The following is a 19,241-nucleotide window of genomic DNA, read 5'->3' as shown; positions in this document are numbered from 1 at the left end:
CGGCAAAGCTTTTTCGCGATAGCGAAAATAGCTTTCAATAGTTCTCTCACATTAGTGAAAAAACTTCATCATTATCTCGCATTAGCGAATATAATAATGTTTGTTACATTTTTGACAAGGACTAGAAAGTCCGAGTCACGCTTGACGTTCTGTTTAGTTTTCAAAGAACTAGTTTTTATGCCGTTAGGCAAAAGAAACTTAAATGTTAGTTTGCAGTTAGGAAGTACGAATTTTCTCCGCCGCTCAGAAGCGACTTTATTAATATAACACTTTCAGCAAGTGCTAGTCAACTACTTTTTTCATTTTCTTTTTTCAAGAAAACGAAGTTGTCTAGCAGCGACGAAGAATAATATACCACGAAGTTAAAAGTGGAGTCAATAGATTTTCAAATAAAAATACCATTGATATATAACTTCATTAATTACTTCTATATATACGACGGAATATTCCCTGTCCTTTTGTTTCCTCGAGTGTTACTTGTACAAGTTTACGTTCAATAAGAAAGACTAACAAAGCATCAAAATCGACTGAGTAGTCTGCGACCTCTGGATGAGTACTTAACTCCTGTATTGTCCATCCTTCTTTTTTACTCAACACTTCTATTAGATGTAAGGAACCGGTTTTAGTGCTTGAATTAACTAAGAATTCACTAGCTAATAAAAGCAGTTCTAATTTCTTCGCTAGAGGTTCATCGCTCTCAACTAATTCCTGATACAGCTTAAACACCTCTGGTTCTATTCTTCTAACCTGGTTCCATACTGTTATCTCTGGATGAAGGCCATGATCAATGATAGACAGCCTAGCAAGATGATGGAGTGCATGGACAATATGATTATAAGCATCTAATAAATGACCTAGTTCAAAAAGCTCTTTCCCCTCTGTGTATCTTCTTATTAATTTAGCAAATTCTAGACCAATTCTTTTTTTACGGTCATTTAAAGGAAAGTCTAAGAGTGTTTGCTTCAGTTCAGTTATGAATTCGTTACGCTCAAATAAAACTTTACCACCCAAAATCCAATCGTATACTTTTCGATTACTTCCTAGCTTTAACCATTGGTCCAGTTTCACTACCTCTACTACTTTTAATGCAGCCTTTTTCCCGGATTCCAATTGGTAATGTTTTAGGCTAGTTGTTGATTCATGTTCCTTTACAATGACAAACAAGATTACGTCAAAATTATCAGTTGAGGGATTTTCCGGTCGCCTTCTCTCTATTAAGATGATGCCTAAGGTTTTCGAATGGCTTGCTACTTCCTGATAAATAGGGCGCAACAGATCTTCCATACTCGATATCCCTCCATTTTTTGTAGTTCGAATATTTTCGACAAGAAGAAGGCAAATACCTGCCTGCTTAACAACATGATATAAAATCTATACACCGCGTATGGGGTAAGTAATACTCCCTAGAAAACTTTCTCGTTACGGGCTTGGACTCTTTTATGTTATAGTATTATCGAGGAGTGACTAATATGGCAAAAATGTATTCAAATAAAATTAATAAAATAAGAACATTCGCATTAAGCCTTATTTTCGCTGGGTTTATTGTTATGTATATCGGTATTTTCTTTCGAACCAACGTCTGGGTTATTAGCCTCTTTATGATACTTGGTTTACTGTTCATCGTAGCAAGTACAGTTGTCTATTTTTGGATTGGTATGCTGTCTACAAGAGCTGTTCAGGTCACATGTCCAAATTGTGAGAAGCCAACTAAGATACTTGGCAGAGTTGATATTTGTATGCACTGTAACGAACCACTTACACTTGACCCTGGATTAGAAGGCAAGGAATTTGATGAAAGCTATAATCGTAAAGGATAAAAAGAAAGCTGACTTTAAAAAGTCAGCTTTCTTTTTATAAATGGTCTTTTATACAATCTGGACAAGTTCCGTACGTTTCCATTCTGTGATGGGACACTTTAAATCCAGTAACATGAGAGGCTAATGCTTCTACTTCATCCAAGCCTGGATAATGAAAATCGACTATTTTGCCACATTCCTCGCAAATAATGTGATAATGATCGCTTGTTACAAAGTCAAAACGACTGGAAGAGTCTCCATAGGTTAATTCTTTCACTAGTCTCGCTTCTCTAAAGACCCTTAAATTATTATAAACGGTGGCCACACTCATGTTTGGAAATTTCCCTTCAAGTGCTTTGAAGATATCATCAGCAGTTGGGTGTGTCATTGTTTGAATTAAATATTCTAATATGGCATGACGTTGTGGAGTAATTCTCACTCCTGTTTCCTTTAACGTTTCAAGCGCATCTTTTAAATGTATTGACACCAACATGCACCTCACTTTGAAAAGCATTATTACTTTATAATCGTTATAATTAGTGTACCTTTATTATCCTTTTCTTGTCAAACTTCTACTTATTTGTATGTGAAATAGTTTATGATTTATTTTCTTAACTTATCCTGATGTAACGTAGTCTCTGTAATTTTAAGCAGGTGATTCACGTATCTTCCTGCTACGAATAAAAAGTCTGAAAGACGATTTAAATAAGAGAGAACTAATGGATTTACCGATTCAATTAACACAGTTCTTCTCTCCGCTCTCCTAACAACCGTTCTAGCTAAGTGTAAGGTAGCCCCCGCCTTAGAGCCTCCAGGTAGGATGAAATTAGTAAGAGCTGGTAACTGTTGATCCCATGAATCTATCACAGATTCTAACCACTGAATGTCCTGGGCATCTACTTTCCATTTCACTTCTTTTCCAGCAGGAGTGGCCAACTCTGCCCCAACATGAAAAATGGTTGTTTGTATTTTATGAAAAATCATTTCAATTTCTCCATGTTGATCTGCTTCTTCTTTTATATAACTCAAGGCTAGTCCAATAAGGGAATTGGCCTCATCACAAGTACCATAAGCTTCAACTCTACTATCATGCTTAGCAACTCTTTCTCCATATACTAATGATGTGGTCCCTTTATCACCAGACTTCGTATAAATTTTCATTCTAATACCCCCGTTTAACATTAATTAGATTCACATAATCTGTTCTCTTACTTCTATAAATATGAAGATTTTCTTCAAATATTTCAAAAGCCCTTGGTAAATAATTGGCCGTGATGCTTGAAATATGAGGTGTGACTGTTACATTATCCATTTTCCAAAATAGATGCTCGGACGGAAGTGGCTCTTGCTCGAATACATCTAGAACAGCATGGGCAATCAATCGTTCTGACATCACATCTATCAGTACCGACTCTTCAACCAAATCTCCTCTACCAATGTTCATAAAGATTGAGTTGCTCTTCATTTTCTCGAAATGCTTCCTTTTTAGTATGTATCTTGTTTCATTTGTGCTTGGCAAGACAGAAACAATATAGTCTGCTTTTGGCAGGAGATGTTCTAATGTATCCAATTTACCTATTTTCTCTACGTGCTTAATCGGATTTCCACTTCTACTTATCCCTAGAACACTCATTCCAAATGATTTACAAAGCATGGCAATCTGACCGCCAATCGCTCCCACACCAATGATTAGTATCGTTTTTCCGTATAGCTCTGTCGTTGGAATGGCTCGATTCCAGTTCGATTCTATTTCCTGTTCATAAAGAAGCTTCATCTGCTTTGAGACCTGTAGCATCATCCCAAGTGCATATTCAGACATTGGAATTTTATGAATTCCACGTGCGTTTGTAACAAGTATATTTTTCTCATTAATTGCTTGGAACGGCATTTTCTCCATACCTGCAGACATCACCATAATCCACTTTAAACTAGTTGCCTGTTCAATAAGAGCTGGAGTTAGATCCTCTCCGTATGTAAGAAGAACTTCTGCATTTTCCAATTCGTCTGCTGCTTCATGGATATTTTGAAAAAAGAAAAATTCTTCATCTAAAAAATAACTCTTTAGCTCGGTTTGTTTTTCTTCCTTTACTGGAAAGCTTGTTATGATTTTCATCTGACGCCTCCTAGAATGTTTCTACTCTTACTATATACAATTTTAGGGCAAGCTTAAAAGCGATAACATCCTCTAAAAATAAGAAAAGCGCAAGCGCCTTGTCCAGACTAGGCATAGCAAATAACCTGAAGCAAAAAGAAGGGTGATCTTCCCTTTTATTTACTTCAGGTTATTTGACCTCGAGGGGAGCTGGCGCTGGAGCCGGATTCAGATGCACTTGCCCATATAAATTCTGATATTACAAAAAAGGCGAGAATACTCTCGCACTCGACCGCTCTTTATGAATGAGGGGGGTTTCCCTATACTTTACTATATTCTAAATAATTTCCTATGTATAGACGATTGCCCCCTACCTTAAAGAAAAATAATTGACATTTTACTTCGAATATTAAATAATTAACTAGGTTAATAATTTATAAGGTGATGATAATGGATAAACGTAAAGAACTTATGTATGACTTAGAAAAAACAATGCAATACACGTTTCGAGGAATTCGAAAAGGAATCAATGAAATGCTCGGAGATGAGGTAAACAGTAGTGAGTTTTTGATACTGAAACACCTTTATCAAAACGGAACACAAAAGGTTTCTACTATATCGAATGAACTAAGGGTTACATCAAGTCACATTACTTCTATTGGTGATTCATTGGTAAAGAAACTTTTGGTTACAAGAGAACGCTCTTTAGAAGACCGTAGAGTAGTAGAGATTGTCCTAACAAAGAAGGGTAATACCTTAATTGAAGAACTTAATTTAAAGAAAACAAATTATCTTTTTTCAACCTTTGATAATCTCTCTGATTTAGAGTTAAAAGAACTCATTCATCTTTTTAATAAATTTAATTTGTAAATGGAGGGAAAAGCATGGAGGATTTAGACAAAAAAACAAAAATAACGATTATGATCGCGATCATGTCTGCAATGCTATTTGCAGCACTAAACCAGACAATCGTTGGAACAGCTCTACCACGGATAGTTTCTGACCTAGGTGGGATTGAATATTTCAATTGGGTATTCACAATATTTATGCTTACTTCAAGTGTTACGGCTATTTTGGTTGGAAAGCTTTCTGATATATATGGACGAAAACCGTTCATTTTAATCGGTATTGGTATTTTTATTGTTGGATCGCTTTTGTGTGGCACTGCAGAAAGTATCGTCCATCTGATTATTTATCGAGGAATTCAAGGACTCGGAGCTGGAATGATTATGTCCACAGCCTTCACAGCAGTCGGAGATTTATTCCCCCCTCGTGAACGTGGCCGTTGGCAGGGGATAATGGGATCCGTGTTCGGTTTAGCAAGTGTGTTTGGACCTACACTCGGTGGTTGGATTGTTGATAATATCCACTGGAAATGGGTGTTTTGGGTGTTCCTCCCTTTCGGTATCGTTGCATTCCTATTAATTATGTCCCTGTTTCCAAGTGTTGAAAGGAAACCTTCTGAAAAGATTGATTATGCTGGTTCCATACTCATAACCTTTATTATCGTTCCTTTATTACTTGCTTTCTCATGGGCAGGAACTGAATATGATTGGTCTTCTCCATTGATCATCGGGTTATTCATCTCATCCATTGCATCATTGTTTCTATTCATTCAAGTTGAAAAAAGGGCAAAGAGCCCAGTATTGCCACTCAGATTATTTAAGAACGATATCTTTTCATTGTCGAATATTATTGGGTTTATGCTTGGTGCTGGAATGTTTGGTGCGATTATGTACATGCCATTCTTTATCCAAGGTGTTATCGGAGTTTCAGCCACAGCATCCGGGTTGATTATGATGCCTATGATGATTAGCATGGTCTTCTCTAGCGCAATAATCGGACAGTTAATTACGAAAACAGGTAAATACAAGATATTTGCTCTAGTTGGACTACTCATTATGTCAGCAGGAATGGTTTCGATGTCTACTATGTCTTTAGACACAGCTAATTGGTCAGCTGTCATGAATATGATTATTGTCGGATTTGGACTCGGAGCTTGCTTTCCGGTTTTCACTCTAACCGTCCAAAATGCTGTGAACCAAGCGAACTTAGGAGTGGCGACTGCTTCTACACAATTATTCCGCCAAATCGGTGGGACAGTCGGTGTTGCCGTTATGGGTTCGATTATGACGGTTCGCATGGAAGAAAAGATAGTGGAAGCTATGTCAAAATTACCAACTGGAGTATCCGGGGAAGGATTAAGTTCTTTTTCGAACCCACAGATATTAATGAATCCAGAACAATTAGATTTGGCTAAGAAAAGCCTTAGTGCTGAGATGCTCCCATTATTTGATGAACTGATCATCATTCTTCGAGAATCTTTAGCCTTTTCATTAACTGGGGTGTTTTTAATCGGTGCTATTATTATGGCCATCGCATTTGTTCTCACTTTGTTCTTACGAGAAATTCCTCTTAGACAGTCAAATAAGGATGAAATCGAAACCGCCGCTGAATAATCAGCAGCGGTTTTCTTTTTAAGAAAATTAATGTTATTAGTATACTAGTAAAATAAAAAGAGGGTCCCCAACCCGGAACACCTCCTCCATTTACCTTAGATTTCCCCTAATAAAAGCCAAAGCTTCCTCTACATGGCCTTTCACCTTTACATTTCGCCATTCTTTTACAATCAAACCTTCTTTGTTAATTACAAATGTTGATCGTTCAATTCCCATATATTCTTTGCCAAAGTTCTTCTTTAGCTTCCATACTTCATAGGATTTTGCAATCTTGTGGTCCTCATCTACTAGTAATAAAAAAGGGAGGTCATGCTTCACCACAAACTTCTGATGCTTGTCCAATGGATCAGGACTAATCCCGATTATGACTGCATCCAACTCGCCAAAACTCTCATGGTGTTCTTTGAAATCACAAGCCTCTGTTGTACACCCAGGTGTCATATCCTTCGGGTAAAAATAGAGAACCACATGCTTTTTTCCGTAATAATCTGATAATCTAACACTTTCTCCGTTACTCGCGACCAGTTCAAATTCAGGAGCCTTTAGCACATTTGTCATCCTAGTACCTCCTTGTCTCAATTACAACTAAGATAACAAATATGTTCAGGATTCACAACTAATGAGTATTTTCATAGTCCACCATACTTCTCACGACAAAAGCAGCTGGTATGATATAGCCGATCAATGCTTCAAGAATAGCAAACGATCGACCTACCCCAATCGGTGTGATGTCTCCATACCCGACCGATAGCAAGGTGATCGCACTGAAATAGAGTGTGGATGCAAACACATCTAAAAACCCACCAGATAAAGCGATCCCATTTTCAACCAAAATAGAAGAACCCTTCATTTCAAAAATGGCATAAACAAGTCCAAATCCAACTAAGACATTGACATATAGTAAAAATAAAAAGGCTATATTTTCAAAGGAAATATAATTGTGTCGAAGCCCATTCCGTTTAAAAAGCTGAACAAAGCTCTTGTATAAGCTAAAGATGACAGCAAATAAAAAGAACATATTTACCATGTGAACCACCTCGTCCTAACATATGTAAAGAACGCGGTGGTCATGCTAGTAAACTTTTCGTTACACGTGAACATCTCTATTGTTAAAAAGACCAAAGGAAACAGTCAAACAAATCACACAATGGATCACTATATTGAAAATCGAAAACGATATTGGCATTCAATCAAACATTGGTTGTCCAAAAAAGTAGGGTTGCAGATTTGTGTCTGCAAACAAAACATATTTCGCAAACTCATAGCCAAAATGCTCCAAAAATTAATAGATTGGAGAAGTAAAAGAGAACAATTGTACCTGTAATCGAAAAAATGCTACTTCATGTTATGACTGAAATGTTGAATGCTACAATGCAGATTATAAAAATCTCGATATAAGTGAAAAGATAGCTGCTACTAGCGAATAAAAATGAATGATCAAACAAAGTGAACCCTTTTGCAAAAAAGAGAATGCCTGTTAGAACAGAAGAAATAAACTGAAACAAGACTAGTACTACGACTATTACTAGGACCCCCATTAGTTTTGACAAGAGGATCTTTGAACGCGAGTATGGTCGCATTAACAGCATCTTAATTGTCCCTTTCGCAAACTCATTTGATAAAATATCTCCTGCATAGACGATTGCAATTAATTGAGTGAGTAAAAGTAAGGCAGAACTCATATCTATGTAGTGCCAAAATGGTAAGTTCTCACCAACAAATAATCAGTCCGAATAACAGATTGATCAATAAAATGAAACCAAGGAACACCCATACTCCGGGACGTTTGTATATTTTCATTAATTCATTAATAAAGCAAATAGAAAAGTGATTTCATGTTGTAGTTCCTTTCAAGGTTTTCAGGAATCTATCTTCTAAGGTGTGCTCCACTTTCCTTATCCCGACTACGCTAATGCCATTTTGAATCAACCGTTTGTTTAATACAGCTACTTCCCGTTCATTTAATTCAACCTTAAAGAGCCTGTTCAAAAAGGAGGACAAAAAGAGCAAAGAAGTTCAAGGAAGCGAAGTCTTGAGCTTCCTGCGCGTATGTTTTGTATACGTGAGGAGCGGAAAGACGAGCTGACGAAGAAATTCGAAGCTATTTTTGCCGGACTTTTTGAACATCCTCTTAAAGTCCTCATCTTGAAATTGTATTTTCTGATGCAAGTCAATATCCCTTAATAACGACTTTGCAAACTCCATCTCTATTACCTTAAACAAGTAAGGAACCCGCTCCTCAGCACTTCCTTGCTGACGGTTTATCTCACTTTTGTCAATGATATGCCCTTCTCGAATCATGACTACACTGTCACAGATGAGTTCAATTTCAGCCAAAATGTGACTTGAAATCACAACAGCAACTTGCTGTTCTTTTGCAAGTTTAATAAGTAAAACCCTTAAATCCTTCATTCCTTCTGGATCAAGCCCATTTGTTGGTTCATCGAGTATTAAAATTAGGGCGAATGAAGGATTGCCTGGGCTAGTCCCAATCGTTGCTTCATTCCAAGTGAATAGGTATCTACTTTGTCATGCACATAGTTTTGCATATGTAAGAGATCGATAACTTCATTAGGAAAGCTGCCATTTTAAATACGGCCCCCGCCTAGCAGCATAACTGGGTGGGGATATTACATGGATAAAAGTGTTCAAAATAAATGAACAAAAAGTGTTCAAAAGTACTTGACGGTTACATCACCCCACCACTTTAGACATAGTTATGCACAAATATCATCAGAACAAGGTGCTGATCTTTATAAAATTAGTAAGAGTTTGGGCCACTCTGATATTAGGGCAACGGCGATATATCCAGAAAAATTCCAATCAAGAAAAAATAATGCCTCGCACGTTTGGGAAAATTCTGAAATATTACAGAATATAAAATAACCATCAAAGAAGGGAAGTTTCCAATATACTAACTGCTTTATCACACTTGTTCACAATATGGCACTGCACTGTTAAAAAAAATAGCCCCACGAGAAGTAGAAAAATCACACCGAATACCGTGATTATCTCCACCCGTAGGGCCTATTAATATTTCTCACTTAATTATTCATAGCTAAATGCATCATCAAACCCTTTTTTACTGGAATCTTATCATCTTCTCCATCAGGAGATGATTTGAGAATTCCTTTTTGTATATTATCCATACCCATCAAAGTATATCTGATAAAATTCAATTCCTTATACCTAGGTGAAAACCTGAAACAATTTAATTATCCCTAGAACCATTACCCCACGCTTGAGCCATCAATGCTGAGTGTTAAAAAAATTATACTAATTTTCAATTGTACTAGTTAATGATTTTAACATACTTTTGTCTTCACCAGGTACATTTATCTGGTAATCATAATTTATCATGCTATTATCCACCGTGAATGCTTTGATGGAAACTAAATTTACGCCAGGTTTTTGGATATTGATACCGGTTACTCTAAAAGTTCCTTTATCAGTCTTAAAGGCATTATAAGTTATCCTACTGTCCTGATCAGTTTCCATAGTAAACTCAACTTTCTTTATTTTGTCACTACCAAAAACAAGAACAAATTCATTTATACCTACTAAAATTGGAGTCACTTTCAAATCTAACGGAATTTCTTGTTTTTCTTTATTCACCAGGTCTATCCCTCGATCCAGCAAGTTGAAACAACAAATGTAAGTAAATTCCTCCTACCCAAACTCCTGCAGCAAGCAAATGAAAAGAATTAAGAATAATTGACAGCATTCCTACAGAATGCCCTACTATAAGTGTTAAGTTTACATTTAATTATAAAGGATTAAGCATTAGTTATAATGGCTGAATTCACTATGACCACGAGTATAAGAACAAGAAATTCCATGACCATAGAACTGTCCAGGATAGCCTTCTGCTCCATAAGCAAATACAGCAGTTTTATAGAACCATTACAATATACATTTGTTTCTGATGAGGCATCAGTATTCTGCATAGCTTCTGTCCAGCAATTTCCCCAATACTTAATAAACAAAGCCCATCCACAATCTGAATTATTTAATTGGAATGCTGGACCAGATACACTTTTGTTACAGTGAGGGGCTCCGCCGTGTGTATGAGACTGAGTTAATACTCCCGAAAAGTCCTCTTCATTTCCAAATCCCATATTTTTTGCAGCTTCATCTGCAGTTACAGATATATCAAAATTTAATGATTCAACTTTGCCATTTTTCACATGAATAATACCTTCGTCATATACCGTTTCTCCAGTAGAAATCACATATGGATACTTACCGGTAGGAATATCTGAAATTAAAAAGTTGCCGTCAGCATCTGTAGAAGAAACATAATCACCAATTTTAACATCAATACCAGCTAAAGCCCTAAAAAAACTACTAAAGTGTTGACCTTTAATAAACTCAGTCTTAATAATCTTAAATGTGGCTTCGGCTACAGCGTTGTCGTAAGGACAACCCTTCATACTTAGGGAACGTTGAATTTTAAATGTGTCTAGTGCTTCCTCAATTAATTTATTATCAAACTCTTTTCCACGGTCCGTATGGAAGACTTTTATCTTGCGAATATCTCTCTGAATAGATGCGAATGCACGATAAACCAACGCGGCATCCTTATTGGGACCCGTGCTATATCCAATGATTTCTCGGTTATAGAGGTCAACAAATACACATACATAGTGCCACTTTCCATCGACTCTTACGTATGTTAAATCACTGACCACAACGGTCAGTTCTTCTTCCTGGTCAAACTCACGGTTTAACTCATTCTTCTGATTAGATTCGTTACACGACTTGGAATGTGGCTTAAACTGTGCGACCGTGTAACTTGAGACTAGACCTTGCTCATTCATGATTCGTCCAATACGTCTCCTTGAAACGACATGGCCCTGTTTCTTTAACTCGACCTTGATTTTGCGAGTTCCATAGTTTTGACGACTCTCTTGAAAGATTGTGATAATTAGAGAGGTAATATCGTCCTCTGAAGCCCTCTCTTTTGCTTCATAATAGTAGTTGCTTCTGGGGAGCTGTAGGACTTTGCACATTGCTGATACCCTAGTATTTGTGTTGGTTATTTTTGATCACATTTACTTTCGTCCTAGTATCAGCGCGGCTTGCTTTAAAATATCATTCTCCATAAGTAGCTGCTTATTTTCTTTTCTAAGTTTAGTTAGTTCTTTTTGATCAGGTGTCTGATTGTCCGATTCTTTAAATGATCCAGAAGTTTCACTTTGGTTCAACCACTTATCAAGTGAAGAAGGTGTCAGGTCATACTCACGGATTAGATCCTGACGTGACTTACCGTTAAGATGCAGCTGGACGATTTGATGTTTAAACTCAGATGTAAACGTTCGTCGTTCTCTTTTTGTCATAGTAGATTCTCCTCAATATTATTACTTGTAGTCTACTTGACCTTAATTTATCTGTCCAATTAAGTGTAACCTATCCAAGATTATCCTAGTAAAAGTTAGGGACAGAAAGAAGGAACTGAGTTATATTACTCAGTTCCTTTTTCCCTTATAAGGGTGTAAATGTAGAATACTAGTAAATTACAAGTTTCCCTGTATAACAATTTGTGCTAGCAATCGTGCTATATCAGCTAATTTAAACCCAATATAAATTAAAGCAAAAAGCATTAAGATATTAACTACAAGGTTGATTTTACTAGTATCCATAAAATTTAACACCCCTATAATAATTTATTAATAATCATATGAAACTCTGGAAGTAATAGAACTATTAACAGTGATTCCATTGCGAACAAAGTATCCTTTTTCTCTAATATCCATAATTGCCAATGTCCCACTAGATTTCCAAGTTGTTGAGGGCTCAAAACGATGACCATCTAATCCACTTAAACTATAAAAATCATTATGAACTTCCCATCTGCCGTAGTCATATTCCTGGCTACCTATATTACTAACTTTCGGATTATTGTTCATACTGAATCCCCATGAAATACTGTAAGGGTAAGCAAAGCTGATTTGATAGGGGCCATCATTACTACTATCAGGGTCCCAATCTATTATTCTGTCTGTACTATAAGGGATGTCATGGTCCACCCAAAGTTTGGAGCCTTTCCATCCACTTTCAGTATAGATAGTGGTTTTTGTCTTCTATCAAGAAATAGTCGTATTCAGACTCACCGTCATTGTTTAATATCGTTGTCTTTCCAGATCCATTAGGACCTAGTAAACCAACAATTTCCCCCTTGTTAAGTTGAGAAGAAAAATCATGAATAATCGTCGATTTACCCATTTTTTTCTTTAACCCATTCACTGACAGAACAATAGAATGAGGTTTCATTGTGTCACCCTTTCGCACTTCAAGTAGGTAAAAAGTATGTTGTTAAAATTATATACAATTCACATGTTCCTTACCATTTCATCATATTTTTTAAAAAAGAGATTAAGGAGGAATCATATGAACTTCATTACCGAATTATTTCTTTGCTTACTCTTTATTTTAGGACTAATCTTCCTGTTTCTTCAACATGTAAAATCTAAAAAAGACCGATTTGTGTTCATCCTGTTCATTTTAATCATTGGACTAGTTGTTTTCATCAACCTGCAATTCAAGCTTGCTGGATTGATTTTTTTATTCGTATATCGACTGTTTTGAAAAAAGTGAGAACATGATAAAATGTTAAAGGAACTAGCGAGCGAACAGGCGCAGGAGGCAAATAATGAATTTCACAAAATCCGAACAATTACATAAAGAAGCACTAGAACATATAGTTGGAGGGGTTAACAGTCCCTCAAGATCGTATAAAGCAGTTGGTGGTGGTGCACCTGTTGTGATGTCTCGGGCAAATGGAGCCTATTTCTGGGATGTGGATGGAAATAAATACATTGATTATTTAGCTGCCTACGGTCCTATTATTACCGGGCATGCTCACCCACATATTACTGAGGCTATAAAGCATGCTGCTGAAAACGGAATTCTTTACGGGACTCCAACTGAGCACGAAATAACCTTTGCCAAAATGCTTAAAGAAGCCATGCCTTTTATGGACAAGGTGCGCTTTGTTAATTCAGGCACTGAAGCTGTTATGACAACCATTCGAGTTGCACGGGCATACACGGGTCGAGATAAAATCATTAAATTTGCTGGTTGCTATCATGGGCATTCGGATTTAGTCCTTGTCGCTGCAGGCTCTGGCCCTTCAACCCTTGGAATTCCTGATTCTGCTGGTGTTCCTAAAAGTATCGCTCAAGAGGTCATTACCGTACCCTTCAATGAGATTGAACCACTTAAAGAAGCATTAGACAAATGGGGTGACCAAATAGCTGCTGTTTTAGTGGAACCGATCGTTGGAAATTTTGGCATTGTTGAGCCGAAGGAAGGTTTTTTGCAGCAAATAAATGACCTTACCCACCAAGCTGGTGCTCTCGTTATTTATGATGAAGTCATTACAGCATTCCGTTTTATGTACGGAGGAGCACAAGATTTACTTGGAATTAAACCTGATTTAACCGTTCTTGGAAAAATCATCGGTGGAGGGCTCCCAATCGGGGCTTATGGTGGTAAGAAAGAAATCATGGATACTGTTGCTCCCCTTGGTCCTGCCTATCAAGCTGGAACAATGGCAGGAAACCCAGCCTCCATTCTATCTGGTATTGCTTGTCTTGAAATTTTACAAGAAGAAGGTGTTTATGAGCATTTAGATAAGCTTGGAGCCATTCTTGAAAAAGGTATTCTAAAGCATGCAAAAACACATCATACCCCGATTACCATTAACCGGTTAAAAGGTGCTTTAACGATTTATTTTACAACAAAGAAGATTGAAAACTATGCTCAGGCTGAGGATACAGATGGAGAAATGTTCGCACGGTTCTTTCGACTAATGTTACAGCAAGGGATCAACCTTGCCCCCTCTAAATATGAAGCATGGTTCGTAACTACTGCTCACACTATTGAAGATATAGATATTACCTTACAAGCAGTTGAACATGCTTTTAGACAGCTGAACAATGAATAAATATTCTATGGTATACATTAAAACTAGCTTCTACATTGAAGCTAGTTTTTTATTTTTCCCATGAAAACGTTTACAGTACAAGCTGTTTTCAATTATATACTCTTTTTTCACCCACTACATATAATGTAATTATCCAGCAAAATGAATATTAATTGAATTTTCCTATTAAGTTTGCTAACATAGTAAGTACAATTCTGAATATTCATATTCCATTTTCTTGTTTCCTACCCCCTTTTTCATACTTGTGTTTATTCAATTATAGATTACTGTAAGACCATTCCAAGGAGGTGGAGGCCAAATCGGCCACTAAAATGACAAAAATCTGGAATCCTAGCACCTTTAAAAACCACAACTATCTTGAACATGATTCGTGTGGAATCATTTCTATCCTGGAGAAAAAACAACAACCTACAAAAGAGAATATTGAGTTATGTATTTCTGCTTTAATGAAAATGAACCATCGTGCCGGATTTACAAACGGTGAAGGTGATGGTGTCGGAATTCACATTGATATACCTAGAGAGCTTTGGAAAGAGAAGCTTTCTCAAAAAGGGATCAATTCTGCAGTTGTTCATGACGATCAATTTATTGTTGGTCATTTTTTTATGTCTAAAGAAGCCAATACGTCAGAAGTAAAAGAAACGATTAAACAATTATTTACTTCCTTTAATTTGGACCTTCTTTATGAAACGGATAAGGTGACGGACTCTTGCTCTCTTGGTCCAATCGCCTCTTCTCAGGAGCCAATATTTTGGCAAGTTGCGCTTTTACCTCAAGGTAGATCAGAAAACGTAACAAGATTGCTTTTTGATTTAACAATAAGGATTGAAGAAGATGACAATGTTCACGTTGCTTCCTTAAGCAATTACCATTGTGTATACAAAGTAATGGGAGCAGGAGATATTCTTCCCAAGTATTATCATGACTTAGCTAATCCCTTGGTTGCATCCTCGATGACCCTAGGACATAATCGTTACTCTACCAATACACAATCTTCTTTTTTCCGTGTTCAACCGTTTAGTGTACTCGGTCATAACGGTGAAATTAACACGATTGCGAAACTACGCGAGGAAGCACAAATGCTTGGAGTGCCATTAACTAAGGGTGGTAGTGATTCCCAAGATTTAAACCGCACAATTGAGACTCTCTTGTCAAAACATGGGTTTACTTTATTTGAGGCTATGGATATTCTCTTTCCACCGATCATTAACGAAATCAAAGCCTATCCAAATCATCTACAAGATTTATATACGTACACACGAGAGGCTTGGGGACATTTTGCTCAAGGTCCAGCAGGCATCATTTCAAGATATAAAGACGAGGCAGTATTCAGCTTAGATTCACTTGGCCTAAGACCATTGTGGCAATTTGAAACAGAGTCTTCATATCTATATGGCTCAGAGCCTGGTATTCTTCCCTCCTCTCAATTTGTGAGTGATCCTAAACCACTTTCCCCTGGTGAAAAGGTTGGATTAAAATATGAGTTTGGAGAACTTAAGCTATATGAATACAATGCTTTCCAAAATGAAGTATATGAACAATTAAAGGATCGAGTAGATTTTAAGGATTATAGAATACGGCTACAACCACCTAAGATCGATACGGCTATTGTTGTAACCACTATATCGAAAGTTGAAAGTTATCAATATGCATCCTTTGGCTGGGATCGTGAGCACATTCAGTTTGTTGAACAAATGGCTGAAAATGGAGCAGAACCGATACGTTCATTAGGTCATGATGCACCTCTTGCGGCCATTGATACAGGTCGCCGGAACTTAGCAGACTTTATAAAGGAAAGTGTGGCTGTCGTTACAAATCCAGCCATAGACCGCGATCGTGAAACCGAACATTTTTCTACGAGAACCATGTTGGGTAAAAGACCAGCATTATTTACCAGACATCCGAAACATCTTTTCTTAGAGTTACATTCACCCATTTTAGTTGAGGGCTCACACGGTCTGGCTTTACAAGAAAAGCTTCTGCAGCCATCTTACGAGCAGGTCGCATCCCACTTTCAAAGGGAAGGTTTGACCCACTATCTTGATGCAACATATTCAAATCAAGAATCATTAGAAACAGGATTAGACCATTTGACAAAAGCGGCCATTAACGCTGTGAAAAATGGACAGTCTCTACTTATTTTAGACGATGGTCAATCTCATCAGAATGGAAGACTGTGGATAGACCCTCATCTAGTCATTTCAGCAATTGATCACAGTTTAATTCAACAGGATTTGAGAAGAAAATGTTCCATTATTCTACGTTCAGGAGCAATTCGTTCTTTACATGACGCCATTCTAGCATTGGGTTTTGGAGCAGATGCGATAAGTCCTTACCTACTATTTGCTACCATTAGTGAAGATAGAATCCAGCCTACCCAGCATTTGTTTGAATCATTAAACAAAGGCTTAGAAAAAGTGATTTCGACTATAGGGATTCATGAGTTACGAGGGTATGGTAGACTCTTCTCTTCCATTGGCTTGCATGATCAAATTGCCAATACGCTCCGTATTGTAAATTTCCTTGGGTCAAATAAACTAAGCTATGATTTCAATTTTTTGAAAGAGGATGCATTGAAGCGGACGGAAGATTATAACGATGAAAAAGCTAGAGCAAGTAAAACCTTTCATATCTTTCCACGAATTTGGAAATCAATTGGAGAGGTTGCCCAAACAGGTTCATATGAAGAATACCGCAAAAAGCTAACAGAACAAGAAGATTCAACACCCATATCTATTCGACATTTAACTAGCTTTAAAGAGTCTGCAAAACCAACTGTTCCTGAAAAGGTAGATATTGGAGTTGGAGCACATAGTCTCCCATTCGTTATTAGTTCTATGTCATTTGGTTCACAAAACGAGACTGCCTTTCGGGCCTATGCAAAAGCAGCTGAACAATTAAACATGGTCAGCTTAAACGGGGAGGGTGGGGAAATTAAAGATATGCTTGGTAAATATGCTAAAACACGTGGGCAACAAATTGCCTCAGGTCGTTTTGGAGTAAATGCAGAGTTATTAAATTCTTCTAATTTGCTAGAAATCAAGATTGGTCAAGGGGCAAAGCCTGGAGAAGGTGGACATTTACCAGGATCTAAAGTAACGCAGAAGGTTGCAGATGCTCGTAATGCCACACTTGGGTCTGATTTAATTTCACCATCTAATAACCATGACATCTATTCAATTGAAGACCTCGCACAAATGATTACCGAGTTAAAAACGGCAAATGATCAAGCCAAGGTTGCTGTAAAGGTGCCTGTTGTGCCGAATATAGGAACAATTGCTGTCGGTATTGCAAAAGCCGGTGCCGATATCATCACGATAAGTGGATTTGATGGTGGGACAGGTGCCGCGAGAATACATGCCCTTCAGCACGTAGGATTACCTGTTGAAATTGGTGTGAAAGCTGCCCACAATGCCTTGTTGGAAGCTGGCATGCGTAATCATGTTGAAATTTGGGCAGATGGTGGAATTCGCAGTGTATCTGATGTGTTGAAGGTGATGCTTCTAGGTGCAAATAGAATTGGCTTTGGTACATTGTCCATGATTGCCATTGGCTGTACCACATGTAGAGGCTGTCATCTAGATACATGTCATGTCGGAATTGCTACCCAGATAGAATCAGAAGCACAAGCAAAAAATCACGGGATAAGACGCTTTGTTCCAAGAAATTCTACTTTAGCCGTACAAGGTTTAATAAACTTTTTTACTGCTTTTGGGAGTGAATTAAAGCTTCTTACCTCATCCTTAGGATTTACTAGACTTCAGGATATCGTTGGCCGATCTGACTTACTCGAACAGACTAAAGGGTTCGCGCAAATGGATTTATCAGACCTCCTAGCTACTCTTGATATTGAACAGATGCCTCATAAGGATGTTGCAGCGAGTCTGGAAAAACCAAATTTGATGGCTCTTGCTGTTGGTGCAGAATATCTGGATCAAGATACCAACGAGTTATCAGAATCAAGAAGCTTCTCATCTGTCACATCCGAGCAACGAGTTCTTGGTAGTCGTGTCTCTGGACACCGAGTTCGTGGACGATTAGATGGTTCGTATAGAAAGCTTCCATCTATCACCCTAAGCTATAAGGATGGCTCGATTCCAGGAAATGGACTTGGTGCCTATAATACCGAGGGAATCAATATCCGAGTCGAAGGCGGTTCACAGGATGGCATTGGAAAAACATCCCTAGGTGGGAATATTTTTATTTTGAAATCAAGAGGAGCGGACGGTAATCTTTATAACGGTTCTGTCGGAAAAGGATTCGGTTACGGTGCTCAAAAGGGGCAATTGTTTGTTCAAGGAAATGCTGATGCTCGTGCCGGCATTCGACTTTCAGGAGCTGACATGATTATTGGTGGTCGGGTGACAAAACCAATCCCCGAACAAGAGTATGGGAATATTGGTGTTCATGCAAATATTAAAGGATTTGCCTTTGAATATATGACAAATGGACGAGGGCTTGTCATGGGTGATCCAGGTCCATGGATATGTGCAGGAATGACCGGTGGTGCCGTTTATCTTCGCCATGACCCATCACTTGGATTGACGAAGGAAACTCTTTCAAGACGAATGGCCAAGGGAGCAAAGGTATCGATTGAAGCACTCTCAAATAAAGGTACACAAGATGTCATTGAACTCTTAACTGCCTATGTTCAAGTTCTGAAAGAACACGAACAGCTGGAGGAAGTTGAATATTTACAACCATTACTAGCAGATCCGGGAACACATTTTCTACAGGTAGTTCCTATTAAGGAGCAAGCGGATCCTGCAGTATCAACAGAATAATTGTTTAGCCCCCGCAGTTTGACTGCGGGGGTTTTTGTTTACAAACAACTGGGGTTTTTCGAGTTGTGTAATTAAGATGACAATCGTGTATTTTTTGAACAGTGGTGCAATAAATACAATCCCCTCTGAACAAGAGGATTAGCAAGATCCCCGCTCGATAAT

19 protein-coding genes and 1 pseudogene are annotated in these 19,241 nt (G+C 37.7%); 8 read left to right on the top strand and 12 right to left on the bottom strand.

Annotation, left to right across the window (positions count from 1 at the left end; translation table 11 throughout):
* On the top strand, positions 1-267 hold a 267-nt coding region (locus tag ACOI1C_RS17525; RefSeq protein WP_422511891.1), incomplete at its 5' end, for a hypothetical protein.
* 150 nt (positions 268-417) lie between these two features.
* Here the strand turns inward: ACOI1C_RS17525 and ACOI1C_RS17520 are convergent.
* Positions 418-1,284: a nucleotidyltransferase-like protein gene (locus ACOI1C_RS17520; protein WP_422511890.1), complete on the bottom strand. Its 867-nt coding sequence runs from the start codon at positions 1,282-1,284 to the stop codon at positions 418-420.
* Positions 1,285-1,469: 185 nt separating this feature from the next.
* Between ACOI1C_RS17520 and ACOI1C_RS17515 the strand changes: the two genes are divergently transcribed.
* Entirely contained in the window at positions 1,470-1,817 is a 348-nt protein-coding gene (locus ACOI1C_RS17515) for a YgzB family protein (RefSeq protein ID WP_422511889.1), read from the top strand.
* A 34-nt stretch (positions 1,818-1,851) separates the two neighbouring features.
* Here the strand turns inward: ACOI1C_RS17515 and perR are convergent, their stop codons facing one another.
* The 3 genes from perR to ACOI1C_RS17500 all read right to left on the bottom strand — a co-directional run bounded on the left by perR (position 1,852) and on the right by ACOI1C_RS17500 (position 3,909).
* On the bottom strand, positions 1,852-2,289 hold the full coding sequence (perR, locus tag ACOI1C_RS17510; protein WP_422511888.1) for a peroxide-responsive transcriptional repressor PerR: 438 nt from the start codon (positions 2,287-2,289) through the stop codon (positions 1,852-1,854).
* 110 nt (positions 2,290-2,399) lie between these two features.
* Positions 2,400-2,957, bottom strand: a complete 558-nt coding sequence (locus ACOI1C_RS17505; RefSeq protein ID WP_422511887.1) for a cob(I)yrinic acid a,c-diamide adenosyltransferase — start codon at positions 2,955-2,957, stop codon at positions 2,400-2,402.
* Between the two features lies 1 nt (position 2,958).
* Entirely contained in the window at positions 2,959-3,909 is a 951-nt protein-coding gene (locus ACOI1C_RS17500) for a D-2-hydroxyacid dehydrogenase (RefSeq protein WP_422511886.1), read from the bottom strand.
* A gap of 429 nt (positions 3,910-4,338) precedes the next feature.
* Here ACOI1C_RS17500 and ACOI1C_RS17495 point away from each other — a divergent pair, with 429 nt between their 5' ends.
* Positions 4,339-4,758: a MarR family winged helix-turn-helix transcriptional regulator gene (locus tag ACOI1C_RS17495; RefSeq protein ID WP_422511885.1), complete on the top strand. Its 420-nt coding sequence runs from the start codon at positions 4,339-4,341 to the stop codon at positions 4,756-4,758.
* A 14-nt stretch (positions 4,759-4,772) separates the two neighbouring features.
* A complete protein-coding gene (locus ACOI1C_RS17490) occupies positions 4,773-6,347 on the top strand; it encodes an MDR family MFS transporter (RefSeq protein ID WP_422511884.1) in 1,575 nt (524 codons plus the stop codon).
* A 90-nt stretch (positions 6,348-6,437) separates the two neighbouring features.
* Here the strand turns inward: ACOI1C_RS17490 and bcp are convergent, their stop codons facing one another.
* The 4 genes from bcp to ACOI1C_RS17470 all read right to left on the bottom strand — a co-directional run bounded on the left by bcp (position 6,438) and on the right by ACOI1C_RS17470 (position 8,759).
* Positions 6,438-6,905, bottom strand: coding sequence for a thioredoxin-dependent thiol peroxidase (gene bcp, locus ACOI1C_RS17485; RefSeq protein ID WP_422511883.1), 468 nt, complete (start codon positions 6,903-6,905; stop codon positions 6,438-6,440).
* 58 nt (positions 6,906-6,963) lie between these two features.
* Positions 6,964-7,374, bottom strand: coding sequence for an ion channel (locus ACOI1C_RS17480; RefSeq protein ID WP_422511882.1), 411 nt, complete (start codon positions 7,372-7,374; stop codon positions 6,964-6,966).
* A gap of 313 nt (positions 7,375-7,687) precedes the next feature.
* Positions 7,688-8,029: an ABC transporter permease gene (locus ACOI1C_RS17475; protein WP_422511881.1), complete on the bottom strand. Its 342-nt coding sequence runs from the start codon at positions 8,027-8,029 to the stop codon at positions 7,688-7,690.
* Between the two features lie 334 nt (positions 8,030-8,363).
* A complete protein-coding gene (locus ACOI1C_RS17470) occupies positions 8,364-8,759 on the bottom strand; it encodes a hypothetical protein (protein WP_422511880.1) in 396 nt (131 codons plus the stop codon).
* Between the two features lie 270 nt (positions 8,760-9,029).
* On the opposite strand from ACOI1C_RS17470, the gene ACOI1C_RS17465 reads away from it, so the two are divergent.
* On the top strand, positions 9,030-9,233 hold the full coding sequence (locus tag ACOI1C_RS17465) for a tyrosine-type recombinase/integrase (protein WP_422511879.1): 204 nt from the start codon (positions 9,030-9,032) through the stop codon (positions 9,231-9,233).
* Between the two features lie 390 nt (positions 9,234-9,623).
* Here the strand turns inward: ACOI1C_RS17465 and ACOI1C_RS17460 are convergent, their stop codons facing one another.
* The 4 genes and pseudogenes from ACOI1C_RS17460 to ACOI1C_RS17445 form a co-directional block, all read right to left on the bottom strand.
* On the bottom strand, positions 9,624-9,962 hold the full coding sequence (locus ACOI1C_RS17460; RefSeq protein ID WP_422511878.1) for a hypothetical protein: 339 nt from the start codon (positions 9,960-9,962) through the stop codon (positions 9,624-9,626).
* Between the two features lie 677 nt (positions 9,963-10,639).
* A pseudogene (locus tag ACOI1C_RS17455) lies at positions 10,640-11,686 on the bottom strand (IS3 family transposase); the annotation flags it as partial.
* A 330-nt stretch (positions 11,687-12,016) separates the two neighbouring features.
* Positions 12,017-12,376, bottom strand: coding sequence for a hypothetical protein (locus ACOI1C_RS17450; protein WP_422511877.1), 360 nt, complete (start codon positions 12,374-12,376; stop codon positions 12,017-12,019).
* Between the two features lie 28 nt (positions 12,377-12,404).
* Positions 12,405-12,620 carry an ATP-binding cassette domain-containing protein gene (locus ACOI1C_RS17445; protein WP_422511876.1) on the bottom strand — a complete coding sequence of 72 codons (216 nt, stop codon included), beginning with the start codon at positions 12,618-12,620 and terminating at the stop codon, positions 12,405-12,407.
* Positions 12,621-12,737: 117 nt separating this feature from the next.
* On the opposite strand from ACOI1C_RS17445, the gene ACOI1C_RS17440 reads away from it, so the two are divergent.
* From ACOI1C_RS17440 to ACOI1C_RS17430, 3 genes are all read left to right on the top strand, one after another.
* A complete protein-coding gene (locus ACOI1C_RS17440; protein ID WP_422511875.1) occupies positions 12,738-12,935 on the top strand; it encodes a hypothetical protein in 198 nt (65 codons plus the stop codon).
* Positions 12,936-12,999: 64 nt separating this feature from the next.
* The gene (locus tag ACOI1C_RS17435) at positions 13,000-14,295 is read left to right on the top strand and encodes a glutamate-1-semialdehyde 2,1-aminomutase (RefSeq protein WP_422511874.1); all 1,296 of its coding nucleotides are present in this window, start codon (positions 13,000-13,002) and stop codon (positions 14,293-14,295) included.
* 311 nt (positions 14,296-14,606) lie between these two features.
* Positions 14,607-19,079 carry a glutamate synthase-related protein gene (locus ACOI1C_RS17430; protein WP_422511873.1) on the top strand — a complete coding sequence of 1,491 codons (4,473 nt, stop codon included), beginning with the start codon at positions 14,607-14,609 and terminating at the stop codon, positions 19,077-19,079.
* The last annotated feature ends 162 nt before the right edge of the window (positions 19,080-19,241 follow it).

The organism is Bacillus sp. DJP31, from assembly GCF_049310945.1.
Classification (GTDB): Bacteria; Bacillota; Bacilli; order Bacillales; family SA4; genus Bacillus_BS.
Note: the sequence above shows the minus strand (reverse complement) of the source record. Positions and strands in the feature narration are given on the sequence as shown.

What these genes read in the sequence shown, in the direction of transcription:
- ACOI1C_RS17430 (WP_422511873.1), top strand. Translation starts at nt 14,607, where the DNA reads ATGACAAAAATCTGGAATCCTAGCACCTTTAAAAACCACAACTATCTT.
- ACOI1C_RS17440 (WP_422511875.1), top strand. Translation starts at nt 12,738, where the DNA reads ATGAACTTCATTACCGAATTATTTCTTTGCTTACTCTTTATTTTAGGA.
- ACOI1C_RS17515 (WP_422511889.1), top strand. Translation starts at nt 1,470, where the DNA reads ATGGCAAAAATGTATTCAAATAAAATTAATAAAATAAGAACATTCGCA.
- ACOI1C_RS17490 (WP_422511884.1), top strand. Translation starts at nt 4,773, where the DNA reads ATGGAGGATTTAGACAAAAAAACAAAAATAACGATTATGATCGCGATC.
- bcp (WP_422511883.1), bottom strand. Translation starts at nt 6,905, where the DNA reads ATGACAAATGTGCTAAAGGCTCCTGAATTTGAACTGGTCGCGAGTAAC.
- ACOI1C_RS17500 (WP_422511886.1), bottom strand. Translation starts at nt 3,909, where the DNA reads ATGAAAATCATAACAAGCTTTCCAGTAAAGGAAGAAAAACAAACCGAG.
- ACOI1C_RS17475 (WP_422511881.1), bottom strand. Translation starts at nt 8,029, where the DNA reads ATGAGTTCTGCCTTACTTTTACTCACTCAATTAATTGCAATCGTCTAT.
- ACOI1C_RS17435 (WP_422511874.1), top strand. Translation starts at nt 13,000, where the DNA reads ATGAATTTCACAAAATCCGAACAATTACATAAAGAAGCACTAGAACAT.
- ACOI1C_RS17505 (WP_422511887.1), bottom strand. Translation starts at nt 2,957, where the DNA reads ATGAAAATTTATACGAAGTCTGGTGATAAAGGGACCACATCATTAGTA.
- ACOI1C_RS17445 (WP_422511876.1), bottom strand. Translation starts at nt 12,620, where the DNA reads ATGAAACCTCATTCTATTGTTCTGTCAGTGAATGGGTTAAAGAAAAAA.
- perR (WP_422511888.1), bottom strand. Translation starts at nt 2,289, where the DNA reads ATGTTGGTGTCAATACATTTAAAAGATGCGCTTGAAACGTTAAAGGAA.
- ACOI1C_RS17470 (WP_422511880.1), bottom strand. Translation starts at nt 8,759, where the DNA reads ATGAAGGATTTAAGGGTTTTACTTATTAAACTTGCAAAAGAACAGCAA.
- ACOI1C_RS17480 (WP_422511882.1), bottom strand. Translation starts at nt 7,374, where the DNA reads ATGGTAAATATGTTCTTTTTATTTGCTGTCATCTTTAGCTTATACAAG.
- ACOI1C_RS17495 (WP_422511885.1), top strand. Translation starts at nt 4,339, where the DNA reads ATGGATAAACGTAAAGAACTTATGTATGACTTAGAAAAAACAATGCAA.
- ACOI1C_RS17520 (WP_422511890.1), bottom strand. Translation starts at nt 1,284, where the DNA reads ATGGAAGATCTGTTGCGCCCTATTTATCAGGAAGTAGCAAGCCATTCG.